Annotated in this window: 17 protein-coding genes; 5 read left to right on the top strand and 12 right to left on the bottom strand. The window is 60.8% G+C overall.

The window, feature by feature from the left end; all coding sequences use genetic code 11:
• Nucleotides 1-12: 12 nt before the first annotated feature.
• A complete protein-coding gene (locus AB4Z24_RS19080) occupies nt 13-3006 on the bottom strand; it encodes a bifunctional diguanylate cyclase/phosphodiesterase (RefSeq protein WP_441710692.1) in 2994 nt (997 codons plus the stop codon).
• Between the two features lie 419 nt (nt 3007-3425).
• Entirely contained in the window at nt 3426-3827 is a 402-nt protein-coding gene (locus tag AB4Z24_RS19075) for a hypothetical protein (RefSeq protein ID WP_441710690.1), read from the bottom strand.
• Nucleotides 3828-4152: 325 nt separating this feature from the next.
• On the opposite strand from AB4Z24_RS19075, the gene AB4Z24_RS19070 reads away from it, so the two are divergent.
• Complete coding sequence (locus tag AB4Z24_RS19070; RefSeq protein ID WP_441710688.1) at nt 4153-5391, top strand: MFS transporter; 1239 nt, start codon at nt 4153-4155, stop codon at nt 5389-5391.
• Nucleotides 5392-5408: 17 nt separating this feature from the next.
• On the opposite strand, the gene AB4Z24_RS19065 is transcribed toward AB4Z24_RS19070, so the two are convergent.
• Both AB4Z24_RS19065 and AB4Z24_RS19060 read right to left on the bottom strand, forming a co-directional pair.
• Nucleotides 5409-6995 (bottom strand): DHA2 family efflux MFS transporter permease subunit, encoded by a 1587-nt coding sequence (locus AB4Z24_RS19065; protein ID WP_441710686.1) that lies wholly within the window; start codon nt 6993-6995, stop codon nt 5409-5411.
• A 26-nt stretch (nt 6996-7021) separates the two neighbouring features.
• Nucleotides 7022-8284 carry an HlyD family secretion protein gene (locus AB4Z24_RS19060; RefSeq protein WP_441710684.1) on the bottom strand — a complete coding sequence of 421 codons (1263 nt, stop codon included), beginning with the start codon at nt 8282-8284 and terminating at the stop codon, nt 7022-7024.
• Between the two features lie 162 nt (nt 8285-8446).
• Here AB4Z24_RS19060 and AB4Z24_RS19055 point away from each other — a divergent pair, with 162 nt between their 5' ends.
• Entirely contained in the window at nt 8447-9118 is a 672-nt protein-coding gene (locus AB4Z24_RS19055) for a TetR/AcrR family transcriptional regulator (protein ID WP_441710682.1), read from the top strand.
• Between the two features lie 135 nt (nt 9119-9253).
• On the opposite strand, the gene asnB is transcribed toward AB4Z24_RS19055, so the two are convergent.
• From asnB to AB4Z24_RS19040, 3 genes are all read right to left on the bottom strand, one after another.
• Nucleotides 9254-11293: an asparagine synthase (glutamine-hydrolyzing) gene (asnB, locus tag AB4Z24_RS19050; protein ID WP_441710680.1), complete on the bottom strand. Its 2040-nt coding sequence runs from the start codon at nt 11291-11293 to the stop codon at nt 9254-9256.
• A gap of 380 nt (nt 11294-11673) precedes the next feature.
• Nucleotides 11674-11925 carry a hypothetical protein gene (locus AB4Z24_RS19045; RefSeq protein ID WP_441710679.1) on the bottom strand — a complete coding sequence of 84 codons (252 nt, stop codon included), beginning with the start codon at nt 11923-11925 and terminating at the stop codon, nt 11674-11676.
• A 177-nt stretch (nt 11926-12102) separates the two neighbouring features.
• The gene (locus AB4Z24_RS19040) at nt 12103-12948 is read right to left on the bottom strand and encodes an AAA family ATPase (RefSeq protein ID WP_441710677.1); all 846 of its coding nucleotides are present in this window, start codon (nt 12946-12948) and stop codon (nt 12103-12105) included.
• Between the two features lie 289 nt (nt 12949-13237).
• Here AB4Z24_RS19040 and dksA point away from each other — a divergent pair, with 289 nt between their 5' ends.
• Nucleotides 13238-13999 carry an RNA polymerase-binding protein DksA gene (gene dksA, locus AB4Z24_RS19035; RefSeq protein ID WP_441710675.1) on the top strand — a complete coding sequence of 254 codons (762 nt, stop codon included), beginning with the start codon at nt 13238-13240 and terminating at the stop codon, nt 13997-13999.
• Between the two features lie 103 nt (nt 14000-14102).
• Nucleotides 14103-14351, top strand: a complete 249-nt coding sequence (locus AB4Z24_RS19030; RefSeq protein ID WP_441710673.1) for a hypothetical protein — start codon at nt 14103-14105, stop codon at nt 14349-14351.
• A 6-nt stretch (nt 14352-14357) separates the two neighbouring features.
• Here AB4Z24_RS19030 and AB4Z24_RS19025 read toward each other — a convergent pair whose 3' ends face one another.
• Complete coding sequence (locus AB4Z24_RS19025) at nt 14358-14759, bottom strand: flagellar biosynthetic protein FliO (RefSeq protein ID WP_441710671.1); 402 nt, start codon at nt 14757-14759, stop codon at nt 14358-14360.
• A gap of 217 nt (nt 14760-14976) precedes the next feature.
• Here AB4Z24_RS19025 and AB4Z24_RS19020 point away from each other — a divergent pair, with 217 nt between their 5' ends.
• Nucleotides 14977-17535 (top strand): ATP-binding protein, encoded by a 2559-nt coding sequence (locus tag AB4Z24_RS19020; RefSeq protein ID WP_441710669.1) that lies wholly within the window; start codon nt 14977-14979, stop codon nt 17533-17535.
• A 354-nt stretch (nt 17536-17889) separates the two neighbouring features.
• Here AB4Z24_RS19020 and AB4Z24_RS19015 read toward each other — a convergent pair whose 3' ends face one another.
• The 4 genes from AB4Z24_RS19015 to AB4Z24_RS19000 all read right to left on the bottom strand — a co-directional run bounded on the left by AB4Z24_RS19015 (nt 17890) and on the right by AB4Z24_RS19000 (nt 21225).
• Complete coding sequence (locus tag AB4Z24_RS19015) at nt 17890-18015, bottom strand: hypothetical protein (RefSeq protein WP_441710667.1); 126 nt, start codon at nt 18013-18015, stop codon at nt 17890-17892.
• A gap of 143 nt (nt 18016-18158) precedes the next feature.
• On the bottom strand, nt 18159-20450 hold the full coding sequence (locus AB4Z24_RS19010) for a nitric-oxide reductase large subunit (protein ID WP_441710665.1): 2292 nt from the start codon (nt 20448-20450) through the stop codon (nt 18159-18161).
• Between the two features lie 18 nt (nt 20451-20468).
• The gene (locus tag AB4Z24_RS19005; RefSeq protein WP_441710663.1) at nt 20469-20933 is read right to left on the bottom strand and encodes a hypothetical protein; all 465 of its coding nucleotides are present in this window, start codon (nt 20931-20933) and stop codon (nt 20469-20471) included.
• Nucleotides 20926-21225, bottom strand: coding sequence for a DUF1971 domain-containing protein (locus AB4Z24_RS19000; protein ID WP_441710661.1), 300 nt, complete (start codon nt 21223-21225; stop codon nt 20926-20928). Before AB4Z24_RS19000 ends, AB4Z24_RS19005 begins: the two co-directional genes overlap by 8 nt.
• Nucleotides 21226-21456: the final 231 nt, after the last annotated feature.

The following is a 21456-nucleotide window of genomic DNA, read 5'->3' as shown; positions in this document are numbered from 1 at the left end:
TTTGTTGGATCGTCAGGCCGCGTTCTGTTGAATATCCTGCGGGGCCGCGAAAATTTCGCGGATGGTTTCGGCAGGCTGCGGCCGGTGGAACAGGAACCCTTGCGCTAACGTGCAGCCGTAATCCTTGACGATCTCGAACTGTTCGGCGGTTTCAACACCTTCGGCCGTCGTGCGCATGCCGAGCGTGCGGGCAAGCTCGACAATCGTCGACAGAATGGCGCGCGCCTCCATCGAAATCGCGAGGTCGCGGACGAACGAGCGGTCGATCTTGATTTTCTGGAAGGGCACTTTCGTCAGGGAGCTGAGCGAGGAATAGCCCGTTCCGAAGTCGTCCATCGCGATCTCGACGCCGAGATCGCAGACCTGACGCAGAATATGGGTCGCGAGCTGGACGTCCTTCATGATCGTGGATTCTGTGACCTCGATGATGAGCCGGTGGCTTGGCAGTCCGGACTCGGCGAGTGCGATTTTCACGGTGTCGACGAAACTTTCCGCTTCGAGCTCGATAGCGCTGACGTTCACCGATATGCTCGTATGCTCCGGCCAGGACATCGCTTCCTTGCAGGCCTGACGGAGAACTTTCGCTCCGAGTTCGGCGATCATGCCGATTTCTTCCGCGATCGGGATGAAATCCGCAGGAGAGGCAAGGCCGAGACGCGGATGTTTCCAGCGAAGCAGGGCTTCGGCTCCGACTGGAATCATCGTTTGCACGCAGAAGATCGGTTGATAGTGGAGTTCGAACTGGTTGTTGTTGATGGCGTCGCGCACCTCGGTTTCGAGGAGATTGCGCGCCTTGACCTTGGCGTCGAGCTCGCGCTCGAAAAGCCGGTACGTTCCGCGCTGATCCTCCTTGGCGGCATAGAGCGCGAGATCGGCTAGGCGGAAAAGCTCGATCGGATCGCAGCTATGGTCCGGCGCCATGGCGATGCCGACGCTGCCGCCGCACACCACGTCCTTGGTGCCGATGCGCACGGGTTCGCTCAAGATGCCGATCAGTCGCTGCGCCAGTTTCGTTGCGCTCGAGGGATGATCGAGATCAACGACCAGCACGGCGAATTCGTCGCCGCCGAGCCGCGCCACGGTATCGGTTTCGCGTAGCGTTTTTGTCAGCCGGTCGGCCATGACCTGCAACAGCTCGTCGCCGGCGGCGTGACCGAGCGTGTCGTTCACGACCTTGAAATTGTCGAGGTCGACGAGCAGGAGCGCCATGCGGTCGCCGCGCTTGGCGCGTGCCATGGCAAGTTGCATGCGTTCGGCGAGCAGGTGGCGGTTCGGAAGCGACGTCAGTGCATCGTGGCGCGCCATATAGGCCGCCTTGCGATCGGCTTTTCGCCGCTCTGTCACGTCGATTGCGGCGATCAGCAGGGCGTCGCGGCCGTCATGCACGAGCGGCCGGACATAGACTTCGACCTCCATCGAGCGGCCGTCGCGGCGATAATGCTTGCAGAGCTGGGGATCGTCGGTTTGACCGGTGTTCTGGACGTTGCCTTCGAACGGCAGGAGAAGCTCGCCGTTCTGAATATCGCCGAGCGACAGGCGCGAGAAGTCCCGCCGCGTATAACCGTAGTGAGAAACGGCCGCCTTGTTGACGGCGAGGATTGCCATCCGGTCGCGGCTGACGACGAACATCGGCAACGGATTGTTCTCGAACAGAAGCCGGATCGAAGCTTCGCGCTGCTTCATCTCGGTGATGTCGATGCGCAAGCTAATGAGGCCGCCTTCGCTCGTGCGGCATTCCTCGATCAGATAGCAGCGGCCATCGTCGAGGAGCTGTTCATGCGGAGCGGCGGGAGTGCGTAGATTTTTCAGGCGTTCGGCGAGCCAGGCTTCTTCGCGCCCGAACGCTTCAGGATACATCTGGCGATCGAGGCCGATCCGCACGGCTTCTTCGAGGCTCCGGCCGACGACGATGGTATCGATGGCCCGGTGATAGATCTGGGCATACTTTTTGTTCCAGGCGACGTAACGGTTGTCGGCGTCGAGGATGACGATGCCTTCGGGAAGGATTTCGATCGCTTCTTTGAGCCGGTTGTGAGCCTTCTCAAGTTCCGATTTCTGCGTGGAAATCGCGTGTTCCTGAGCCTGCAGGTGATCGTTCAGCTCATCGCGCAGCGCGATCTCGGCGGAGAGGCGCTCCTGCAGGCGGGCCTGTGAATCGATCGTCTCGGCGAGCGGCATCACCGTCAGGAAGGCGGTGAGGATCAGCAGCTGCATCAACTGGATATCGGTCAGCACGGCGAATGCCGTGATGTGCTGGCCGCCTTCGAGACCGCCGGCCGTGCAGGCGAGGACGGCGGCCGACATCAGCAGCGTTGCCGCCGACGTCGCGTTCGGGCCGAGGCGGCATGCGATCAGCACGAGCACCGGCATGATGAGGAATGCGAGGAAGGGCTGCGGCAGCCCTACAACCAGAACCATCGTCGCCGAAAGCGCCGCGAAAAGCGCGAAGGTTTCCCATTTCGGAGCCGTCCACGAGGGCGCCAGCTGCGACTGACGGAGGCGGACGACTGCCGGTGTCACGGTCAGCAGGCCGAGCAAATCGGCAAACAGCCATGATGTGAAGACGTGCAGCGTGATGGGCTCGTACGTCGCGACGATAAAAGTCGCGATCGCGGCGGCAATGACCGAGCCCGCAATGGCGGCGATTGAAAATGATTTGAGGAAGCGAACGCTGCGGAATTCGAACGGTTCGGCTTCCATGAGCCTCAGAACGTGGAAGGCGACATAGATTTCTAACGTATTCGATAAGGCGAAACCGATATTCGCCCCGAGGCCGCGGTGCGCTAAGACATTCGCAATGATATTGGCGATGAGCGTCAGAGCCATGATCTGATGCCGGCGCCATCGCTGCCGCGCGAGGATGATAGCCGCGAGCGCTACTCCGTTGGCCGGCCAAACCGTCGCTATGCCATCGCTATTCTGCGTCAAAGCGGCCGAGAGATAGGCGACTACGCCAAAAACGACCGCGACCGCGGCGGCGCGCACGAGGCCGTCGTGATCGGCCATATAGAGCCGCCCCATTTCGGAAAATGAGCGAAAACGGGCTCCCCCACTCAACATGTCAAAATGCTTTCAATTCCGATTGGAGCCTTTCGGCGCGCCCAATATTTCCATTTCGAGATCGGCGGCGCCGGGAGCCTAATTAACGGGCATAAGTGCCAATTAATTCAGCAATCTCCGTCACTTGAGCCGACTTAGAAATAAGCTGAGGCTATTTCATTAATTTTGGGTCAAGGCAGATATTGTGGGGCAGCAATTGGATGGAATTGCCCGTTCGGATTCGGCAATTCGCAATTCGGGCAGAGAAATTCCACCAAATGGCGTTCGAGTGTTGATGGCTTTTAATCGCGCGTTGCCAATCGGTGTACGGCCGCGCCGGGTTTCCTCGGCGCGGCCGTACGATTGAGGTCGTATGCAGCGGATGCCTAGCGGATGCCTGCCGCCTGACGGAGCTTGGCGATCGCGTCCCGCATCGACGCCGATGTGAACTGCGAACGGTACGATATCGGACGGTCGGCGTAGCCGCCGAGGTCGCTGCCACTGGCCGTCGAAGCGATCGTGAGCGCTTGCTGGACCAGCGTCGGCTTGGGTGCAACCGCGGCGTTCCTCAGCTTTGCGAGTTGGCGCGCGCGCAGTTCCGCCAAGTGCTTCTTCTTGGCGAGTGCCTGTTTGGCGAGTGTCTGGGCCCGAAGTTTTGCGTTAGCGTCCATCGCGGCAACGGCGCTCTTGTTGGTCGGGCCCTCAGCAGCCCAAATGGGCTCAGCCAGCGAAACAGAAGAAAGGACTACCAAGGCGAGCGCCATGAGGTTGGATCGCATCATTTGCATTGCCGTCTCCCTGAATGACTACGAATGCGTGCCTGCGGCCGATTGGCTGCGGGCGGAATGCTCTCGTGTGAAGCGGTCTCGTCCGTCGCGCTGTCCCCAGCGGAACATGGGCGAAGCCGCGAGAGGCTTTCAGTCGCAGCCGTGGGCGAAGGTTCCCGCAATTGGGCGCGCGTGGTGCGAGCTATGAACTCGCGGCAGTTCGCAGTTGCAAAAAGGCGGGAGCTTCGGGCTCGACGTGGAACAAATTCCGTAACATAGGCAGTTAGTTACTTGTGTCGTCAGGTTCTTGCGATGCAGCGAAGCGTGACAGAGAAGAGGTCGCAATATGGATGTTCGGGCCGATGCCCTCGACAGCGTGCAGACGACGCGCGCAAAGCTGACGCCCGGTCAGGTCAATCTCGTCCACTTGGCGCTGGCGATGGGCGGTTTCGCCATCGGCACGACCGAGTTCGCGGCCATGAGCCTGTTGCCGTACTTCGCGGCGACGTTTGGAATTTCAGAGCCTGATGCCGGGTACGCCATCAGTTCATATGCGCTCGGAGTCGTCGTCGGGGCGCCGGTCATCGCGGTGCTCGCTGCGAAATGGTCAAGGCGGGCGTTGCTCATTACGCTGATGACGCTCGTTGCCGTCTTCAACGTGATGACCGCGCTGTCGCCGACCTACGGCTCGATGGTCGTCTTCCGGTTTCTGAGCGGGCTTCCGCACGGGGCTTACTTCGGCGTCGCGATGCTGGTTGCGGCTTCGCTTGTTCCGCAAAACGCCCGGGCGCAGGCGGTCGGGCGGGTGCTGATAGGGCTCACGATTGCGACCGTGGTCGGGGTTCCGGTGGCGACGTGGATCGGGCAGGCGCTCGGCTGGCGTTCGGGCTTCGGCATCGTCGGCGTGCTTGCCGGTCTGACAGTCGCACTCATCTGGAAGTTCGTCCCGCGCGATCCGCCCGTCGAAGGCGCGAGCATGCTGCGGGAGCTTGGCGCGCTGAAGCGGCCACTGGTGTGGCTGACGCTCGGCATCGGCGCTGTCGGATTCGGCGGGCTGTTCGCCGTTTACACCTATCTCGCCACGACGCTGACGGACGTGACGCATGTTCCATCTTACGTGGTGCCGATCGTGCTCATCTTCTTCGGTCTCGGCATGACGGCCGGAACCTACCTTACGGGCAAACTCGCGGACCGCGCATTGATGCCGACGGTCGGTGCGCTTCTGCTCTGGATCTTGTTCTGGCTCGCCGTTTATCCGTTTTCGGTCGGCAACATTTACGCGATCACGCTGGTCGTCTTCATGATCGGCACCGGCGGCGGTCTCGGCACGGCGCTGCAGACCCGGCTGATGGATGTCGCGGGCGAAGCGCAAACGCTCGCGGCTGCTCTCAATCACAGCGCCTTCAACATGGCGAATGCGCTTGGCCCGTGGCTTGGCGGTCTTGCCATCGCTTCCGGTTACGGCTGGGCCTCGACTGGGTGGGTCGGTGTTGTGCTGGCGATCGGCGGCCTGAGCTTCTGGGTCGTTTCGGTCTTGGCGGATCCCAAGAGCCTCACGGCACCTTCGCATCACAGTCACGAATGAGGGTGCGCGCGGCTCGCTCAGTGGCCCGCGGCCGCGCCCGGAACCTCTTGCGGCTTGCGCATCAGCACCGTGAAGAGCGCGGCTGTGGCGAAGAGGATCGTCAGCACCAGGAATAGATCGGCAAACGACAGCACGTTTGCCTGCATGCGCACCATCATCGCAAGTTTCTTCAGCGCGGCCATGTTGCCGTCGGCCTGCATCGCGTTTGAGAAGGTTTGCTGCATGCTCGAAAGCTGGTCTTCGGCAGCGGGGTGTCCCCACGCGACCTGCTCGTGCAGGCGAGCGAGATGCAGGTCGAGGCGCTTGTTCAAAAGCGTATTGATCAGCGCCAGGCCGACGGCACCGCCGAGGTTACGCGTGAGGTTGAAGAGGCCTGAGGCGTTCTTCAGCTGCTCGGGCGGCAAGGTGCCGAGCGTGAGATTGTTGATCGGCACCATGCACAGCATCAGCGACGAGCCGCGCAGGATCTGCGGGAGCAAGAGTTCCCAGAAATCCCAATCGGATGTGATGCCGCTTGCGAGGTAGGTTCCCAGTGCGAAGCCCAGGAAGCCGATCAGCATCATGACGCGGGGATCAAGCAGGCTCGAGAGGCGGCCGCTGATCGGTGCCGTCAGGAACATCGCGACGCCGGTGACGAACATCGTTTCGCCGATCATCAGGGAATCGTAACCGCGTATCTGCGCGAGGTAGACGGGGTAGACGTAGGTCAGGCCGTAGAGGCCGATGCCCATCGTAAAGCTGAATGCCGAGCCGAACGCGAAGTTGCGGTTCTTGAAGGCGCGGAGTTCGACGATCGGATCGCGTGCGGTCGCGGCGCGCCAGAAGAAGATGATGGCGCCAACCGTGGCCAGGACGGCGAATGTCGCGATCGTCTGGTCGTCGAACCAATCGTAGCGCGGGCCCTCCTCCAGCACATACTCCAGCGAGCCGAGAAACAGTGCCATGGCGAGAAGCCCGACATAGTCGAAACGGTCGAAGAGGGCATAGTTCGGCTTGTCGAAATCGACGAGGAAGTAAACGGCGATCGCGACGAGGATGCCGGGTCCGACGTTGATGAGGAACAGCCAGTGCCAGGAGAAGGCATCGGTGAGGTAGCCGCCGACCGTCGGTCCGATCGTCGGCGCCAGCGTCGCGACGAGGCCGATGATGGGCGAGACGATGTTGCGTTTCGACGGCGGGAAAAGGGAAAACGCGACGGCGAAGACGCTCGGGATCATGCCGCCGCCGATGAAACCCTGGATCGCGCGGTAGACGATCATCTGGTCGATCGTCGTGGCCGTGGCGCAGAGCGCGCTCGCGGCGGTGAAGCCGGTGGCGGCGATGAAGAAGAGGGTCCGCGTCGAGAGTGCGCGCGCGAGGAATCCCGATAGAGGGATCATCACGACTTCGGCAATGAGGTAGGCCGTCTGCACCCACGGGATTTCGTCGGAGCTGGCGGAGAGACCTGCCTGGATTTCCGTCAGCGATGCGGAGACGATCTGAATGTCGAGGATCGCCATGAACATGCCGAAGACCATGGCGAGGAAGCCCGCGAGCTGGCGCGGCGTAACGCCGATCCATTCGAGCTTTCGAGCTTCATTAGGGGATCTGGTCAGATCGGCCATGGCTTGGCGCCGCCTTTCACTGGCCGCTATCGCAACGCGGCTTGATCGTGGCCGGTGTCTTTCGGCGCCGTGCGCGTATCGACGCTCACGACAACGGAAAGGCCGGGCCGCAATTTGTCCTTTGCCTCGGACGCAGGAATCGTGATGCGCACCGGCACGCGCTGGACGATCTTCGTGAAGTTGCCCGTGGCGTTCTCAGGCGGCAGCAGCGAGAACTGCGAACCGGAAGCAGGCGAGACGCCTTCGACGGTGCCCTTCAGCGCTTCGCCGTTCAAGGCATCGACGCGGACGGTCGCGGTCTGGCCCGGAATGATCGCGGGAAGCTGCGTCTCCTTGAAGTTCGCATCGACGAACACCTTGTCGAGCGGCACGACCGCTGCGAGGCGTTTGCCGGGCGTCACGTAGTCGCCGACCTGGACGCCGCGGTTGCCGATGACGCCATCGAAGGGCGCGCGGATGACGGTGAAGGAGAGGTCGCGTGCGGCCTGGTCGACGGCAACCTGCAACTCTTTCGCCACTTTCTCCGCCTGGTCGCGCTGGGCGTGGAGGAGGGCGACGTTGGCGTCGGCCGATTCAATTGCCGCTTCGTTGGATTTGACTTGGGCAACGGCGGAATCGCGCGCGGCGATGGCAGCGTCGAGCGACGCCTTCGTTGCGTAATCCTTGGCGGTCAGTGCATCGGTGCGTTTGAAATCAGCTTCGGTTTTGACGACGTTTGCCTTGCCGGCGTCGAGCTGGGCGCGGGCTTGGGCGCGTGTCGCTTCCGCCGCGCGGATCTGCGCGTCGAACGTTTTGATCGCGGCGAGCTGCGTCGCGAGTTTCGACTGGGCCTGCTCGAGCGCCAGGCGATAGTCGCCGTCATCCAGCTTGACGAGCGTATCGCCAGCCCTCACGCGCTGATTGTCGACAACCGGAACTTCCGCGACGATGGCAGGGATCTTCGGCGAGATGATCGCCATGTAGGCGCCGACGTAGGCGTCGTCGGTCGAGACGAGGAAGCGGCCGACCGTGATGTACTGATAGCCGAAATAGGCGAGGCCCATGAGGGCGAGGGCGCCTATACCCATGACTAACGGTTTGCGGCGCGAGCCCGATTTCGAAGTGGCTTTCGCCGATGCGTCGCCTTTCGCCTCGGTCGTGTCCGGGGTCGCGGACTTTGCCACGGGCTCGGCTGTTGCCGGCTGGATCTGGCTCGGGGTGTTGACTGCGCGCGGGCTGACGCCGCCGATCGCATCTCGATCTTCGGTATCGCGCACTTTGGTGCGAAGGCTGCTCAGGTTCCCAACCATGTCGTTCGTTCCCAGTTAAACCGCGGCATTAAACCAGCTGGTTCAGATTGGTCTTGACATACAACGCGAATGGGTGAATATCAAGATGAAACTGAACCGTTCGGTTCGAAATATTTTTAGTGTGCTGAACTACGAGTTCAGATCGTGTAAGGAAAGACCACCATGGAAGCTGTCCATTTGCCCCGTATGCAGGGGAAAGAAGATCGACGCGGCGGCCGGCCCGCGGCCGGCACCGATCCGCAGAAGCGACGCCAGATCCTGGAAGGCGCCGGCCGGATATTTTCGACGGCGGGTTTCGATGCCACGAGCATGAGCGACGTCGCGCGCGAGGCGCGCGTGTCGAAGGCGACGCTCTATGTATACTTCCAGGACAAGGAGCATCTCTTCACGGCGATCTGTGCCGAGCGCCGTGATCGCAATATCACGGAGATCCTCGCGCTGCTGGATACCGCGAAGCCGCTAAAAGCGGTGATGACCGAATTCGGCACCCAGCTGATGACGATCATGTCTCAGCCGTTCGTCGTCGCCGCGCACCGGATCGTCATCGGCGTTGCGGAGCGAATGCCCGAAGTCGGCACGGAGTTCTTTGAACGCGGTCCGAAGCGGGTCGCAACGGCGCTTTCGCAATTTCTCGATTTCCACGTCGCGGAGGGGCGTCTCGATATTGCAGACACCTATCTCGCCGCCATGCAGTTCCTGGAACTGGTGCAAGCCGGCATCGTCCGCCCGCGGCTTTACGGAGCGATCACGGAGCCCGCGACGCCCGAGGAGATCGAGAACAACATCGCTTCAGCGTTCGCGATGTTCACGGCAGCCTACGGCACCGCGAAATAAATAGCGTTGGATCTTTCGCTTCCCGAGCGGGTGCTAGAGCGTTTCCGCTTTTCTTTGAATCGCGAAAACGCTCTAGCCTTTAGTTTTGACGCAATTCCGGACGCAAAACCGTTGCACACTTTTGCTGGAATTGCTCTAGCAGGCGACGCTTTCCGGCACTCTCTCGGCGAAGTCGAGATCACGCCGCTCCGGCGTGACGCCAGCGATGGTTCTCCAATCGGGGAGATTGGCGAGCGTCGGGTCGATGTAGGTCTGGTGCCAGAGCTGCGTCGCGAGCACCGCCACGAGACCGAGCTCGGCGGATTGACGCTGATAGCCCCAGGGCGACAGATCCTGATACTTCCCACGCCATTCGCGAACGGCCTTCGGATCGAAGTAGCCGGCCTTCTTGATCGAGGCGTCGCTCAATAGCTCGTCGACGTAGGGTAGGCGCTGTTGCAGGAAGAAGCCGTCGAGCGGCGCGCGGAACATTCCCTTCGGCCGCCATGCGATCGATTCCGGCAGCCATTTCTCGGCGACGCGGCGGAGGAGGTACTTCTCGGTCAGGCCCTTGAGCTTCCACTTCGGATCGATGCCGGCGAGGAAATCGAAAACGTTGTTGTCGAGGAATGGATAGCGCATCTCGACCGACTGGCTCATGGCGATGCGATCGCCCTTGAGGCTCAACAGCTGTCCCGGCAGATGGATTTTTCCCGCCCAGTAGACGGCACGGTTCACGGGATGCCAGGTTTTCGCACGTGAGACGTCCGGCTCGATGGCGGCGTAGGGATCGTGTGTCCCTAAGTTCGAGAGCATGCTGCCGCTGTAGAAGCGGAAGCGCGACGGGCCCAAAAGATCGTAGAATCTTTGGAACGGGTGCATGCCGCCAGCGGACTTCGCGCAGCGTTCGAGATAGGCGATCGCCTCATCGCTGCAGCCGAGCCAGCGGTAGAACGACTTCTGCACAATCGGCGGCAGGAGGCCGGCTGAGACCTTGCCCGACCATTCATTGATGCGATCGAACTTGTACCAGGGGTAGCCTGCGAGCCACTCGTCCGAGCCTTCGCCCGTCAGCGCGACCTTGAAGCCGGTTTCATGCACTTTTCCTGCAAGCATCATCAGCGCGGTGCAGGAGGTGTCGGTCACGGGCGCTTCCGTGGCGACGAGCAGTTTCTGGTAGTTGGCGACGATGTCGTCCGATCCGCACGGCACGATGTAGGGATCGGCCGAGAGGTGCTTCGAAATGATCGCGGCTTGCTCGGTTTCGTCGAGCTTCGGATCGCGGATCTTGACGGTGAACGTCGCGGGCGCGCGGCCGAGAATATCCTTCGCCATCGCGACGACGGTGCTCGAGTCGACGCCGCCCGACAGGTACGAGGCAACGGGAACGTCGGCGCGCAGGCGACGCTTCACGGCGTCGTAGAGAACCCGTTCGAAATCGTTGACGAGCTGCTTCTCGTTCTGTCCGCGTGTTTCCTTGCCGTGAGGCGGGAAATCCATTTCCCAATAAGTGCGCTCGTCGATCGTAGCGTCTTCGCCGATGCGTCCGCGCGAGATCGTCAAGAACTTGCCCGGCGGGAGAATGTTGATGCCTTCGAAGCAACTGTAGGGGCCCGGCACGGCCAGAAAATTGAATACGGCATCGATGCCGCGCGGATCGGGCTTCGGCTCGACCATGCCGGTCGCGAGGATCGTCTTGATCTCGGAGCCGAAGATCAGCCAGTCGGTTCCGAAGCGCGTCGTGCGCGTCCAGAAGAGCGGGCAGATGCCGAAGCGGTCGCGCGCGAGGATGAACTTCTGTTTCCGCTCGTCGAAGAGGGCGACGGCAAATTGGCCGTTGAGCTTCGCAAACATATCTTCTGCGTGCTCCTCCCACATGTGCGGGAGAATTTCCGTGTCGCAGTGTGTCGTCAAAACGTGGCCGCGGCTTTTCAGATCGCTGCGCCAGTCGTCATGATCGTAAATCTCGCCGTTGAAGACCGCTGTGATCTGCTTGTCTTCATTGAAGACCGGCTGCTGCCCGTCGGCCAGTCCGACGATGCTGAGGCGGCGCGACGCAAATCCGACACCGGGGCGCTGGAAATATCCATCCTCGTCGGGCCCGCGATGCAGCATCGCGTCCGCCGAGCGTTTCAAGACAGAGAGCGGAACTGAGCGCCTGCCTTTAAGATCGATTATTCCAAAAATACCGCACATGAAGATTGTCCAACGGTTCTCGCAGCGCCGGGGGGCCCATAACGAGTGCTGAAAATTGCGACGCCGTCTCGCTCCGCCGGATGCTGAGACACGCTCGCTTCTGTACTTACCAACCGTAATGGATTGGCGTGCCGAAACCTATATGGCCACTAGGGTTCGCAATGGTGGTTACCATTCGCGACAAATACGCGCGTCGCGCGTCATTCCAAATCATTACAAAATTTCCGGTCAAAATTTCCCGGCGTTTTCAAAGGGTGGTTTAGGGTCGCTGCGGTGCACACGACGCAGGGCTCATCGTTCCGGTAAATGCTTACGCGATGCGGACTTTGCGGATGTGCTCGCGGGGTTCGATGCCCGCGAGCTAGCTCCGCGCGCATCGATTACGGGTTGGGCTTGGCGGGCTCGGTCGCCTTGTCGGCGGCCGCTTTCGCATCGGCTGCGGCTTTATCGGCTGCGGCCTTGGCGTCTTCCGCGGCTTTATCAGCCGCCGCTTTCGTGTCGGCAGCAGCCTTGTCAGCAGCAGCCTTCGCGTCGGTAGCTGCCTTGTCCGCTTCGGCCTTTTCCTTGGAATTGTCGCAGGCGGTAAGTCCGAGAGCGCAAATCACACTCAAGGCAACGAGAACTTTCTTCATTTCAATTCTCCCTTTCATGCGTCTTCTTTTTTTATAGCAAGCATCCGTGTGCTGCGCGTTCATTGGGGCGCAACCGGAGGGAGAAATCAAGGCAATAGGAAAGGTCGTGAATCCGGCGTTAAGAGAAAACGTCCGGTGTGATGGGGAATTGAAGGCCGGTGTTCAGCTGCCGTTCATCTACTCGTTGCGGCGGCGCGTCATGAACGCAAGACGTTCGAGCAGATGCGTATCCTGCTCGTTTTTGATCAGTGCGCCGGCGAGCGGCGGCACGAGCTTTCTCGGATCGCTTTCGCGCAGGAGCGCCGGGTCGATGTCCTCGTGAAGAAGAAGCTTCAGCCAATCGAGAAGCTCCGATGTCGAGGGCTTTTTCTTGAGGCCAGGCACGTCGCGCAGTTCGTAGAAAACGCGAAGTGCATCGTTGACGAGGCGGTTCTTCAGACCCGGGAAATGCACATCGACGATCTGGCGCATCGTCTCGGCGTCGGGGAACTTGATGAAATGAAAGAAGCATCTGCGCAGAAAGGCGTCGGGCAGCTCTTTCTCGTTGTTCGATGTGATGAGTACGACGGGACGCGTCTTGGCCTTGATCGTTTCGCCCGTTTCGTAGACGAAGAATTCCATACGATCGAGCTCTTGCAATAGGTCGTTCGGGAATTCGATGTCCGCCTTGTCGATTTCATCAATTAGCAGCACGCTGCGTTGTGGCGCCTCGAAAGCATCCCACAGTTTGCCGCGCTTGATGTAGTTGGCGATATTCTTGACGCGCTCGTCGCCGAGCTGGCCATCGCGCAGGCGCGAGACGGCGTCATATTCGTAAAGGCCCTGCTGCGCTTTCGTCGTCGACTTGATGTGCCATTCGATTAGCGGCGCATCGAGTGCTTTGGCGACCTCGGTCGCGAGAACCGATTTGCCCGTGCCGGGCTCGCCCTTGATGAGGAGCGGACGCTCCAGCCTGATCGCGGCGTTGACCGCGATCTTGAGGTCGGGCGTGGCGACGTAAGAGGAGGTACCTTCGAAGCTCATGGCGGGTGTGTAGGAGGCCTCTCGAGCGGGGAGCAAGGTGACTGAAGCGCGCCCCTGCCTAAGGATCTGGATAAGGTTGAAGGCTGAGGAATGCGGCGCCCAACTATAAGCTTATGAAATCGTTTAAGTAAATGGCGATGCATCAAATTTAGTATGGCTTCGTAGCGAGCTTGACTCGGAGGGGCTCACCCATAGATAAGGTTCGGCCGAAAGAGGCCGACTCGCGGATCGACTTTTTTCGGCGGAGGACGATCGGCTCTGGCGAACGCAGCCTCTGGAGAGGCGGACGATGAGCAAGGCAACCGGAACGAAGTCGGCGAAGCCTAAAGCGGCCGCAAAGAAGGCTGCCACCAAAGCTGTTGGTTCGGGGAAGAATGACAAAGTTCTAACGAGCGCGGCAAAGGCTGCTCAGTCTAAAAAGCCCGCGCCGTCAAATACCAAAGCGGCGAAGACCGTCGCAAATGCGGCTCAGAAAAAGACTCCGACGGGGAACACGGCTCCGGCCGTTAGCAAGCCGGCGCCGCAGAAGCCGATCCAGGCAGCTGCGCCAGCAAAAACATTGGCTGCCGCAAAGCCGGCGGCGCCGAAGAAGTCAGAGGGTACAAACAGCAAGATGGCTGCACGCGTAAAGATTGCAGATATCGTTCTTCCGCCTGGCTACAAGCCTTCGGAGAATGAGCCGTTCATGAATGACATGCACAAGGCTTATTTCCGCAAGCGCCTTCTCGACTGGAAGGACGAGATCCTCCGGCAAACGCGGGAAACGCTGGCGATCTTGCACGAGGATTCCACTCAGCATGCGGATCTCGCCGACCGGGCGACGTCGGAGACGGATCGCGCCACGGAACTCAGGACACGCGATCGTCAGCGCAAGCTCATCGCCAAGATCGAGGCGGCGCTGGGCCGGATCGAGGATGGCTCCTACGGCTATTGCGAAGATACCGGTGAGCCGATCGGTCTGAAGCGTCTCGATGCGCGTCCGATTGCAACACTGTCAGTCGAAGCCCAGGAGCGTCACGAGCGGCGCGAGAAGGTCTATCGCGAGGAATAAGCGCCTCGCTTTCCGTCGCTTTTTGAAACGGCTTTTCACGTCCCGTTAAGGGATTCGGCTCACATTCGATGCTGCCGTGCAGGCGTCCGGATGAGGTTCAGTCGTGAGCGCTCGTATTTACATCGTGTTATCCGCCGTTATTGCGGTCACAATTCCGGCCCGGGCCGAGCCATTGAAGGCGCCTGTTGCCACGCATTTGGCACGCGATACGAGCCACGGCTGGAAAATTCGGGCGGCAAGCCTCACGAACACCGCCAAAGCGGGCGTCAGCCCGGTTGCGAGCGCGACGCGGCAGCTTGATCTCAGCAAGCTTACAATGGCCGATTTCGGCGACGTCGAGCAGTCGCGCTGAGCGAATTCAGAATTTAGGGTCGTCCGCCGCCGGATTGGCGGCATCGGAGCTGCGCCCGAAAAACGGTGCGCGGCGTATCGGCGGGGGCGCGGCGGCCGCCTCGCTCGAGCCCTCGGCTGTCGGATGACCAAGCGCACCTTGGCTTTTGATTCCCGTCTCGATTACGACATCCACGGGACCGCCTGTCATAATCAAATGCTCGACATCGTCGCGGCGGATGAGGATGAGCTTGCGCCGGTTATCGACGCTCGTATGATCAACAACTTCGAGGCGGCGCTCGCCTTTGGGCCGGAACAGAATCGCCGACGGTGCTGTTCCCGTTAGATAAGCACGCAGAAAAACGGCGGCTCCTACGCTGATGACGGCCAGGATGCCCAGCATGAACGTCCAGAAAATGTAGTTTTCCATATTCGCCTCGCTGAGGATCTGGCTCGCTGTATCGATATCTTTCGAAGATCAACGCTTCGATACCTCCGAGTTGACCGCCTGTTAACTCTCTTAAGCGAAGTCTTATCCAAGCGAAAAGCGCCGCACCGTTGCGGCACAGTTGCAGTTGCGTTCGAGTTCCATACCCATGCCCCAGTCCAACGTCTCGATTTTCGAGAATCAGCTAGATTCTCGGCCCATGAAGGATCGCGAGGCGTTGAGGATCGATGCCGCCCCGATCGATCCGCTGAACTCAGCGGAAGGGTTCGGCGGTTTCCTCCCCCTAATCATAGTCGCCGCTGCGGGTGGCTCAATTCTGTTCGGCCTGCTGGCAAGCGGATCGGGCGAGCCTCTGATTTTGACGGTCATTGCGCTCCTGGCGATGTTCGGCATCTTCATGCTGTTCGGCATCGCCGCCGGGCATATCCGGCTCGGTGCGCGCGTTTCGGCGGGTGACGTTCTCAAGGCTTCGATCGACGCCCGGGAGGAGCCGCAGATCATCGCTCAAACCGACGGCACGGTTCTCTATGCCAACGCGGCCGTCGAAGCGGTTCTCGGACACCACGAGGCGGGGCCGTTTTCCGCGCTCGAGGCTTTGCTGACGCACGATGCGGAAGGGACGCAGGCCTTCTTCCAACTGACGCGGGCGGCCGAGCGCGGCGAAGCGCGGCGCGAAGACGTGCGGCTCAAACCCGGCATCGAAAACCGGCCGGCTTGGGTTCGCATCATCGTGCGCCCCTTCTCGCCGCCCGAGCATGCCGGGGAGGATGTTGCGCCCCGCCAGCGGCTCGTCTCGTGGCAGATCGTCGATGTATCGCGCGAGAAGAGAGAAGAGGCTCAGCACATCGAGCGGATCGAGGCGTCTCTTGCGGCGTTCGACGTTATGCCCGCCGGTTTCATGTGGGTTGCGAGCGACGGCGGACTTCTTCATGTCAACGCGGCGTTCGAGCAATGGCTCGGCTACCCGGCAGGGACGCTGCGCGTGCGCAACCTCGGTCTCGCCGAACTCGCGGGGATGGAGGGTTTTCGGCTTCTCAAGCTGATGGCTTCCATTCCGGAACCGGATCAGCGCATCATCGATCTCGACTTGACGCGGCAGGATGGGCGCATCGTGGCGCTAACGCTGCTCGTCGAGCCCATAGGCAATCAGGCCGAGCACGGCTTCACGATCACCGCCATCAACCGGCAGACTACCGGCCTCGTCGACCGCGGGCAGCAGGACGTCCGGGCGTCGCAATTTTTCCAGTCGGCGCCGTTCGGCATCGCGGCGCTCGACGCGGAGGGCCGGATCGCGAACTGCAACACCGCCTTCATGCGGATGGTTCTCGACGGCAAGCCCGCGCAGGACGTGCTGGCCGCGGAAGCCCTCTGCCGCACGGCGGATGCCGAAGAGCGGCTGCGCATCGAAGCGGGACTCGGCGAAGCTCTCACCGGCCGCGGCAATATTCAGCCGATCGAGATTACGGCTGGCGATCAGCGGCAGTTCACGCGCCGCATTTACATGTCGCCGCTCGCTGCCGTGCAGGGTGGTGCGGCCGCCGCTCTCTATGTGATGGACGCGACCGAGCAAAAAGCGCTCGAAGGGCGTGTGGCGCAGGCGCAGAAGATGGAAGCGGTCGGCAATCTCGCCGGCGGCATCGCGCACGACTTCAACAACGTGCTGACGGCGATCATCGGCTTCTCCGATCTGCTGCTGCAGACGCACCGGCCGAGCGATGCGGCGTATCGGGACATCAAGAACATTCAGTCGGCGGCGAACCGCGCCGCGGGCCTCGTCTCCGGACTTCTCGGCTTCTCGCGCAAGCAGACGCAGCAGATTTCTGTTTTCAATGCCGGCGAGCTGACCTCCGACATGCTGCCGGTTCTCAAGACACAGTGCGGCGAGAAGATCGAACTCAAGATCCAGGCCGAGCGCGACCTCTGGTATGTGAAGGCCGATAGCGACCAACTTTATCAGGTCGTCTTGAACCTCGTCCGCAATGCGCGCGACGCGATGCCGAACGGCGGCAAGCTGACAATCAAGACCCGCAACGTGCCCGAGCGCGAAAGCCAGAAGATGAGCGGCGTTCCGGGCTTCACCACGGGCGAGTACGTCGTGATCGAAGTTGCGGACACCGGCACCGGCATGGCGCCGGAGGTCATGGAGAAGATCTTCGAGCCGTTCTTCACGACCAAGGGCGTCGGCAAGGGTACGGGTCTCGGACTGGCTTCGGTCTACGGCATCGTCAAGCAGTCGGGCGGGTACATTCTGCCCGAAAGCGAGATCGGCAAGGGCACGACGTTCAAAGTGTTCCTGCCTCGTTACTTCGTCGAAGAGGGCGAAGACGTCGAAGCCGTCCTTCCGCAGACTATCGCGGCCGCCAAGAGACAGCTCAATGCAACCGATCTCACGGGTACGGGACGCGTGCTGCTGGTCGAGGACGAGGTGGAAGTTCGCCAGTTCGCCGTCCGGGCGCTGCGCCGTCAGGGTTATCAGGTGATCGAAGCTGCCGATGGCGTCGAGGCGCTCGAAGCGATGGCCGCCAACGAAGGCGCGATCGACATCGTCGTCTCGGATGTCGTCATGCCGGAGATGGATGGTCCGGCGCTCTTCAAGGAACTCAGAAAGCGCAATCCGTCGATCAAGGTGATTTTCGTATCGGGATATCCGAACGAGGCTTTCCGCGAGACGATGGGCTCTGACGACTTCGCGTTCCTGCCGAAGCCCTTCTCACTGCCGCAGCTCGCTGCGAAGGTGAAAGAAGAGCTGGCGAAGTAGGCCGTGAACTCATGAACGCGCGGCCATAAGCGGATAGAGGCAAGCTCTACAAAGGCAGGGTCGTTGGCGGCGAACTTGTCGTCGCGGAAATTGGCTCTGCATACCGAGCCGACAGCGTCACACTCCCCATTCGCGAAAACCACTTCGGGTCCGCTTTTTTGGCCTAAGCGGACATTATCGAAAGGTGAACGTGCTCCGCTTCTGACCCAAGCCGACATTTCGAAGTTTATGAAGTCGCAGTCGGCCTTGTCCGCATTGCCGAGAGAGCGGACATCCCAAAAGCGGAAGTCAGCGGCCCCAAGATCGGCGAGGCGAATTCCGTCGCCGACCACGTCTGCTTACTGGGGTATCGCGTTAGATGGTCTTCTCCGCGATCTCGATGGCATCATCGAGATCGAGGTCGTACCGGTGATAGAGCGCGGGGCTTTCTTGCTGGTGCCGGTCTTGTAGTAGCGCGGTCCGGTCTTCTGGATACGTCAACCCGACAGTATGCTTGCGCTCCTGCGAATGTAACGGGCCGCCTCCTTCGGTGGCCGCGCGCGTTGAAGTCGGTCCAACTGGTGCAACCCTTACGCCTAAGAACCGACAACCTCGACGAGGCGATCGACGATCATCGATAAAACCTACCGCAACGAGACCGCGACGGATGCCGGCTCTTTGCCGGGCACGAATGCCCGGAACATGAATCCTGCGAACGCGAAAACGCCGAACGCGAAAACGACATCGCCGGGTACTCTTGCCCAAACCAGCGCTTGCATAACCGGACTATGGATGAACTCTGCCGAGCGGGCATAGGTATAGCCATGCTCGATACTGGCATAGGTTTGTAGGATGCCCTGCGGCAGAAGCGAGAGGAAGGTCATCATCGCTAGACCGATATTCAGCGACCAGAAGGAGATGCTGATCCATTTCCGGTTCCACTGGGTGACGTCGGTCAAGCCGCGCATGCAGTAGAGCGTCAAGCCGAGCCCGAGCATACCGTAGACGCCGAATAGCGCGGCATGACCATGGTTGGCTGTCGTGTTCAGCCCCTGCATGTAATAGAGCGCGATGGGCGGGTTGATCAGGAAGCCGAACAGGCCGGCACCCACGAGATTCCAGAACAGGACGGCCGCAAAAAACATAAACGGCCAGTGATAGATCTGCTCCCAGTCGGCCTCATGCTCGACCTTGTGCCGTGTATAGGCTTCGAAGCCGACAACCAGCAGAGGGACCACTTCCAGCGCCGAAATCATCGCGCCAACCGCGATCACCGATGTCGGTGTCCCGCTGAAATAAAGGTGGTGGAAGGTTCCCAGCACCCCGCCAAACAAAAAGATGATCGTGGCGAACAGCACCATCACGGTTGCTGTGGATTTTCGCAGGATACCCATCTGCACGAACAGCAGTGAGATGATGGCTGTTGCGAACACCTCGAAAATGCCTTCGACCCACAGATGCACCACCCACCAGCGCCAATATTCCATCACCGCGATGTTGGTGTGCTGGCCCCACATCAGGCCTGCACCATAGAGCAGCCCGATGGCGAGCGCCGATACCAGCACGAGATAAATGAGCGACTTGCTCCCCTCTCGCCGCAAGACGGGCCAAAGCGCGCGCACCACCAGCGCAACCCATAGAAGCAGGCCGACGAGTAGATAGATCTGCCAGAAGCGGCCAAGATCGACATATTCGTAGCCCTGATGCCCGAACCAGAAATTCGCCGTCAGGTCGCCAAAGAAGCGGTGGACGGCCGCCCACTGGCCGGCAAAGGAGCCGATGACAATGATAAGCAGGCTGACGAATAGGAAGTTGACACCGAGCCGCTGAAACTTCGGGTCGCGTCCTCCGAGCATCGGCGCGACATAGAGCCCGGTCGCCAGCCACGCGGTAGCGATCCACAGCACTGCCAGTTGCGTGTGCCATGTGCGGGTGATCGTGTACGGGAGATATTCGGCGAAGGGCAGGCCGTAGAGTCCTTGCCCTTCCACCGCATAATGGGCGGTGACGATGCCGAGCAACACCTGCGCCACGAACAGCGCGCAGACGATCCAGAAATATTTCGCGGTAGCGCGCATCGACGGCGTGATGAGAGCTTGCCCGAGAAGGTCGGCCGTCGCCATGCCGCCTTCGGGTAATATGTCGGCGCGCCAGACGTCAAACTGCTTGGCGTAATACGCGATGAGCGCGCCGGCGGCCGCAAGCAGCAGGATGACCGAGGCCAGGCTCCACAATAGGGTGCCGGTGGTCGGGCTGTTGCCCACCAGCGGTTCATGCGGCCAGTTGCTGGTATAGGTGATGGTCTGGCCCGGACGGTTCGTGGTCGCTCCCCAGGCCGTCCAGAAATAGAAGGCGCTGAGCTGACGAGCTTCAATAGTCGATAACCGACCATAGACGGGGAAGGCATAGTCGCGGCGGAGTTTGAGCGACTCGGCGTCACCGCCATCGTACAGGCTGACGAAATGCTGCTGCACCTGCTTGATCGCCTCGGCGCGGGCGTCGCTGACCGTTATGACGCCCGACGTCGGGTCATAGGTGTTCCTGCGCATTTCTTCCTGTAGCGCGGCCTTTCGCATGGCATCGGCCTGCGTCGCGGATATGCCCGCGGGCAGCGGCGAAGCCAGCTGGGCGAGCAGTGCTTCCGCCTCCCGGTGCAGCCAGTCGGCACTCCAGTCGGGCGCCAGATAACTGCCATGGCCCCAGATTGATCCTTGCTCCATGCCGCCGATCGACTGCCAGATATTTTGGCCGGTCTCGATGTCCGCGCGGGTGAACAATGTTTCACCACTGGCGGATTTCACCGCTTCGGGAATGGGGGGAGCCTGCTGATAAATTTGCTGGCCGAGCAGCAGCAGGATGCCGAACATGACCACCATGCCGACCGACAGGATGATCCAGAGCCTTTTGATGCTGAATGTCGTTTGATAGCTCGTCATGCCCCGAACCCTCTACGCTCAAAAAAGTCCGTGGCTACCGCCCACGGCGCCGAATATCGTTATGATGCTGACAGCAAGTAAGAGCTGATGCAGCCGCATCATTCGCAGGAAGTCTACTTCCGGCGACGTTGCATCGGCGAGGCTACGATGCAGATGCAGCGGCTCAATGACAAACAACATCAGTGCGAATATTGTCCAAAGCCCCACCATCAGGTGCATCCACCAGAAACGCACATCGAGGAAGCGACTCCACAGATCCGCGCGCATCACCAGCCACAACCCGCTTGCACCGGCGAGGACGACCCAAAGACGTGCCTGCAAGGCAAAGCGTGCTTCCAGTTGCTGAAAACGGCGGAGCCGATCCTCGGGCGCTTCCGTTGCCTTCAACGTGGGCATCACAACCCAGGTGACGAATCCGACACCGCCGACCCAGAACAGGACTGCGATCACATGCACGCTGCGAGCCAGCGCGAGATCATCCATCCGAAACGCTCCCGCGAAGGCTTGGGCGTTCCCGGTAGAATTCGACCTGCATCGTCATGTGGCCAAGCGGCACGACGTAATGGCTTGCTTGCGGCGGAATGATCCCGGGATTGTCCGGCGTCACCAGATGCTCGCTGGGTGGATCTAGGAAGATCAGCCGCACTTCGCCGTCAAGCACCCGCAGCAGGCCCCAGGTGCCCGCCTTGGTGCGGTGATCCTTGCGCAGAGCCTCGGGCAGGCTCTGCTCGTCGAAAATCGGTGACGCGCCATAGGGTGAGGGTGCCAACGTCATGACGCGGCTCTCGCGGAAATTGCGTCCAGGCCGCTCCGGTCGATCCGGATTCTTGTGCGCCGGAATCTGCTCCGCACGGTCCGACGCCACATACGCCTCGCCTCAATAAGATGCATTCAAAATGCACTATTTGCACAGCTTGGCGGGAAAATCCAGTATATGATATGCATCTTTTATGAGATTGTCGCTCCAGACCGACTATGCCCTTCGGACGCGACGCTGATGTTTTTG

The organism is Hyphomicrobium sp. 2TAF46 (assembly GCF_052114865.1).
Classification (GTDB): Bacteria; Pseudomonadota; Alphaproteobacteria; order Rhizobiales; family Hyphomicrobiaceae; genus Hyphomicrobium_B.
The sequence above is the reverse complement of the archived record's forward strand: the minus strand, read 5'-3'. Positions and strand labels throughout refer to the sequence as shown.

Coding starts and splice junctions, on each gene's coding strand:
- asnB (WP_441710680.1), bottom strand. CDS start 11,293: ATGTGCGGTATTTTTGGAATAATCGATCTTAAAGGCAGGCGCTCAGTT.
- AB4Z24_RS19005 (WP_441710663.1), bottom strand. CDS start 20,933: ATGGATGATCTCGCGCTGGCTCGCAGCGTGCATGTGATCGCAGTCCTG.
- dksA (WP_441710675.1), top strand. CDS start 13,238: ATGAGCAAGGCAACCGGAACGAAGTCGGCGAAGCCTAAAGCGGCCGCA.
- AB4Z24_RS19045 (WP_441710679.1), bottom strand. CDS start 11,925: ATGAAGAAAGTTCTCGTTGCCTTGAGTGTGATTTGCGCTCTCGGACTT.
- AB4Z24_RS19020 (WP_441710669.1), top strand. CDS start 14,977: ATGAAGGATCGCGAGGCGTTGAGGATCGATGCCGCCCCGATCGATCCG.
- AB4Z24_RS19065 (WP_441710686.1), bottom strand. CDS start 6,995: ATGGCCGATCTGACCAGATCCCCTAATGAAGCTCGAAAGCTCGAATGG.
- AB4Z24_RS19070 (WP_441710688.1), top strand. CDS start 4,153: ATGGATGTTCGGGCCGATGCCCTCGACAGCGTGCAGACGACGCGCGCA.
- AB4Z24_RS19040 (WP_441710677.1), bottom strand. CDS start 12,948: ATGAGCTTCGAAGGTACCTCCTCTTACGTCGCCACGCCCGACCTCAAG.
- AB4Z24_RS19000 (WP_441710661.1), bottom strand. CDS start 21,225: ATGACGTTGGCACCCTCACCCTATGGCGCGTCACCGATTTTCGACGAG.
- AB4Z24_RS19080 (WP_441710692.1), bottom strand. CDS start 3,006: ATGGCCGATCACGACGGCCTCGTGCGCGCCGCCGCGGTCGCGGTCGTT.
- AB4Z24_RS19060 (WP_441710684.1), bottom strand. CDS start 8,284: ATGGTTGGGAACCTGAGCAGCCTTCGCACCAAAGTGCGCGATACCGAA.
- AB4Z24_RS19075 (WP_441710690.1), bottom strand. CDS start 3,827: ATGCAAATGATGCGATCCAACCTCATGGCGCTCGCCTTGGTAGTCCTT.
- AB4Z24_RS19010 (WP_441710665.1), bottom strand. CDS start 20,450: ATGACGAGCTATCAAACGACATTCAGCATCAAAAGGCTCTGGATCATC.
- AB4Z24_RS19025 (WP_441710671.1), bottom strand. CDS start 14,759: ATGGAAAACTACATTTTCTGGACGTTCATGCTGGGCATCCTGGCCGTC.
- AB4Z24_RS19055 (WP_441710682.1), top strand. CDS start 8,447: ATGGAAGCTGTCCATTTGCCCCGTATGCAGGGGAAAGAAGATCGACGC.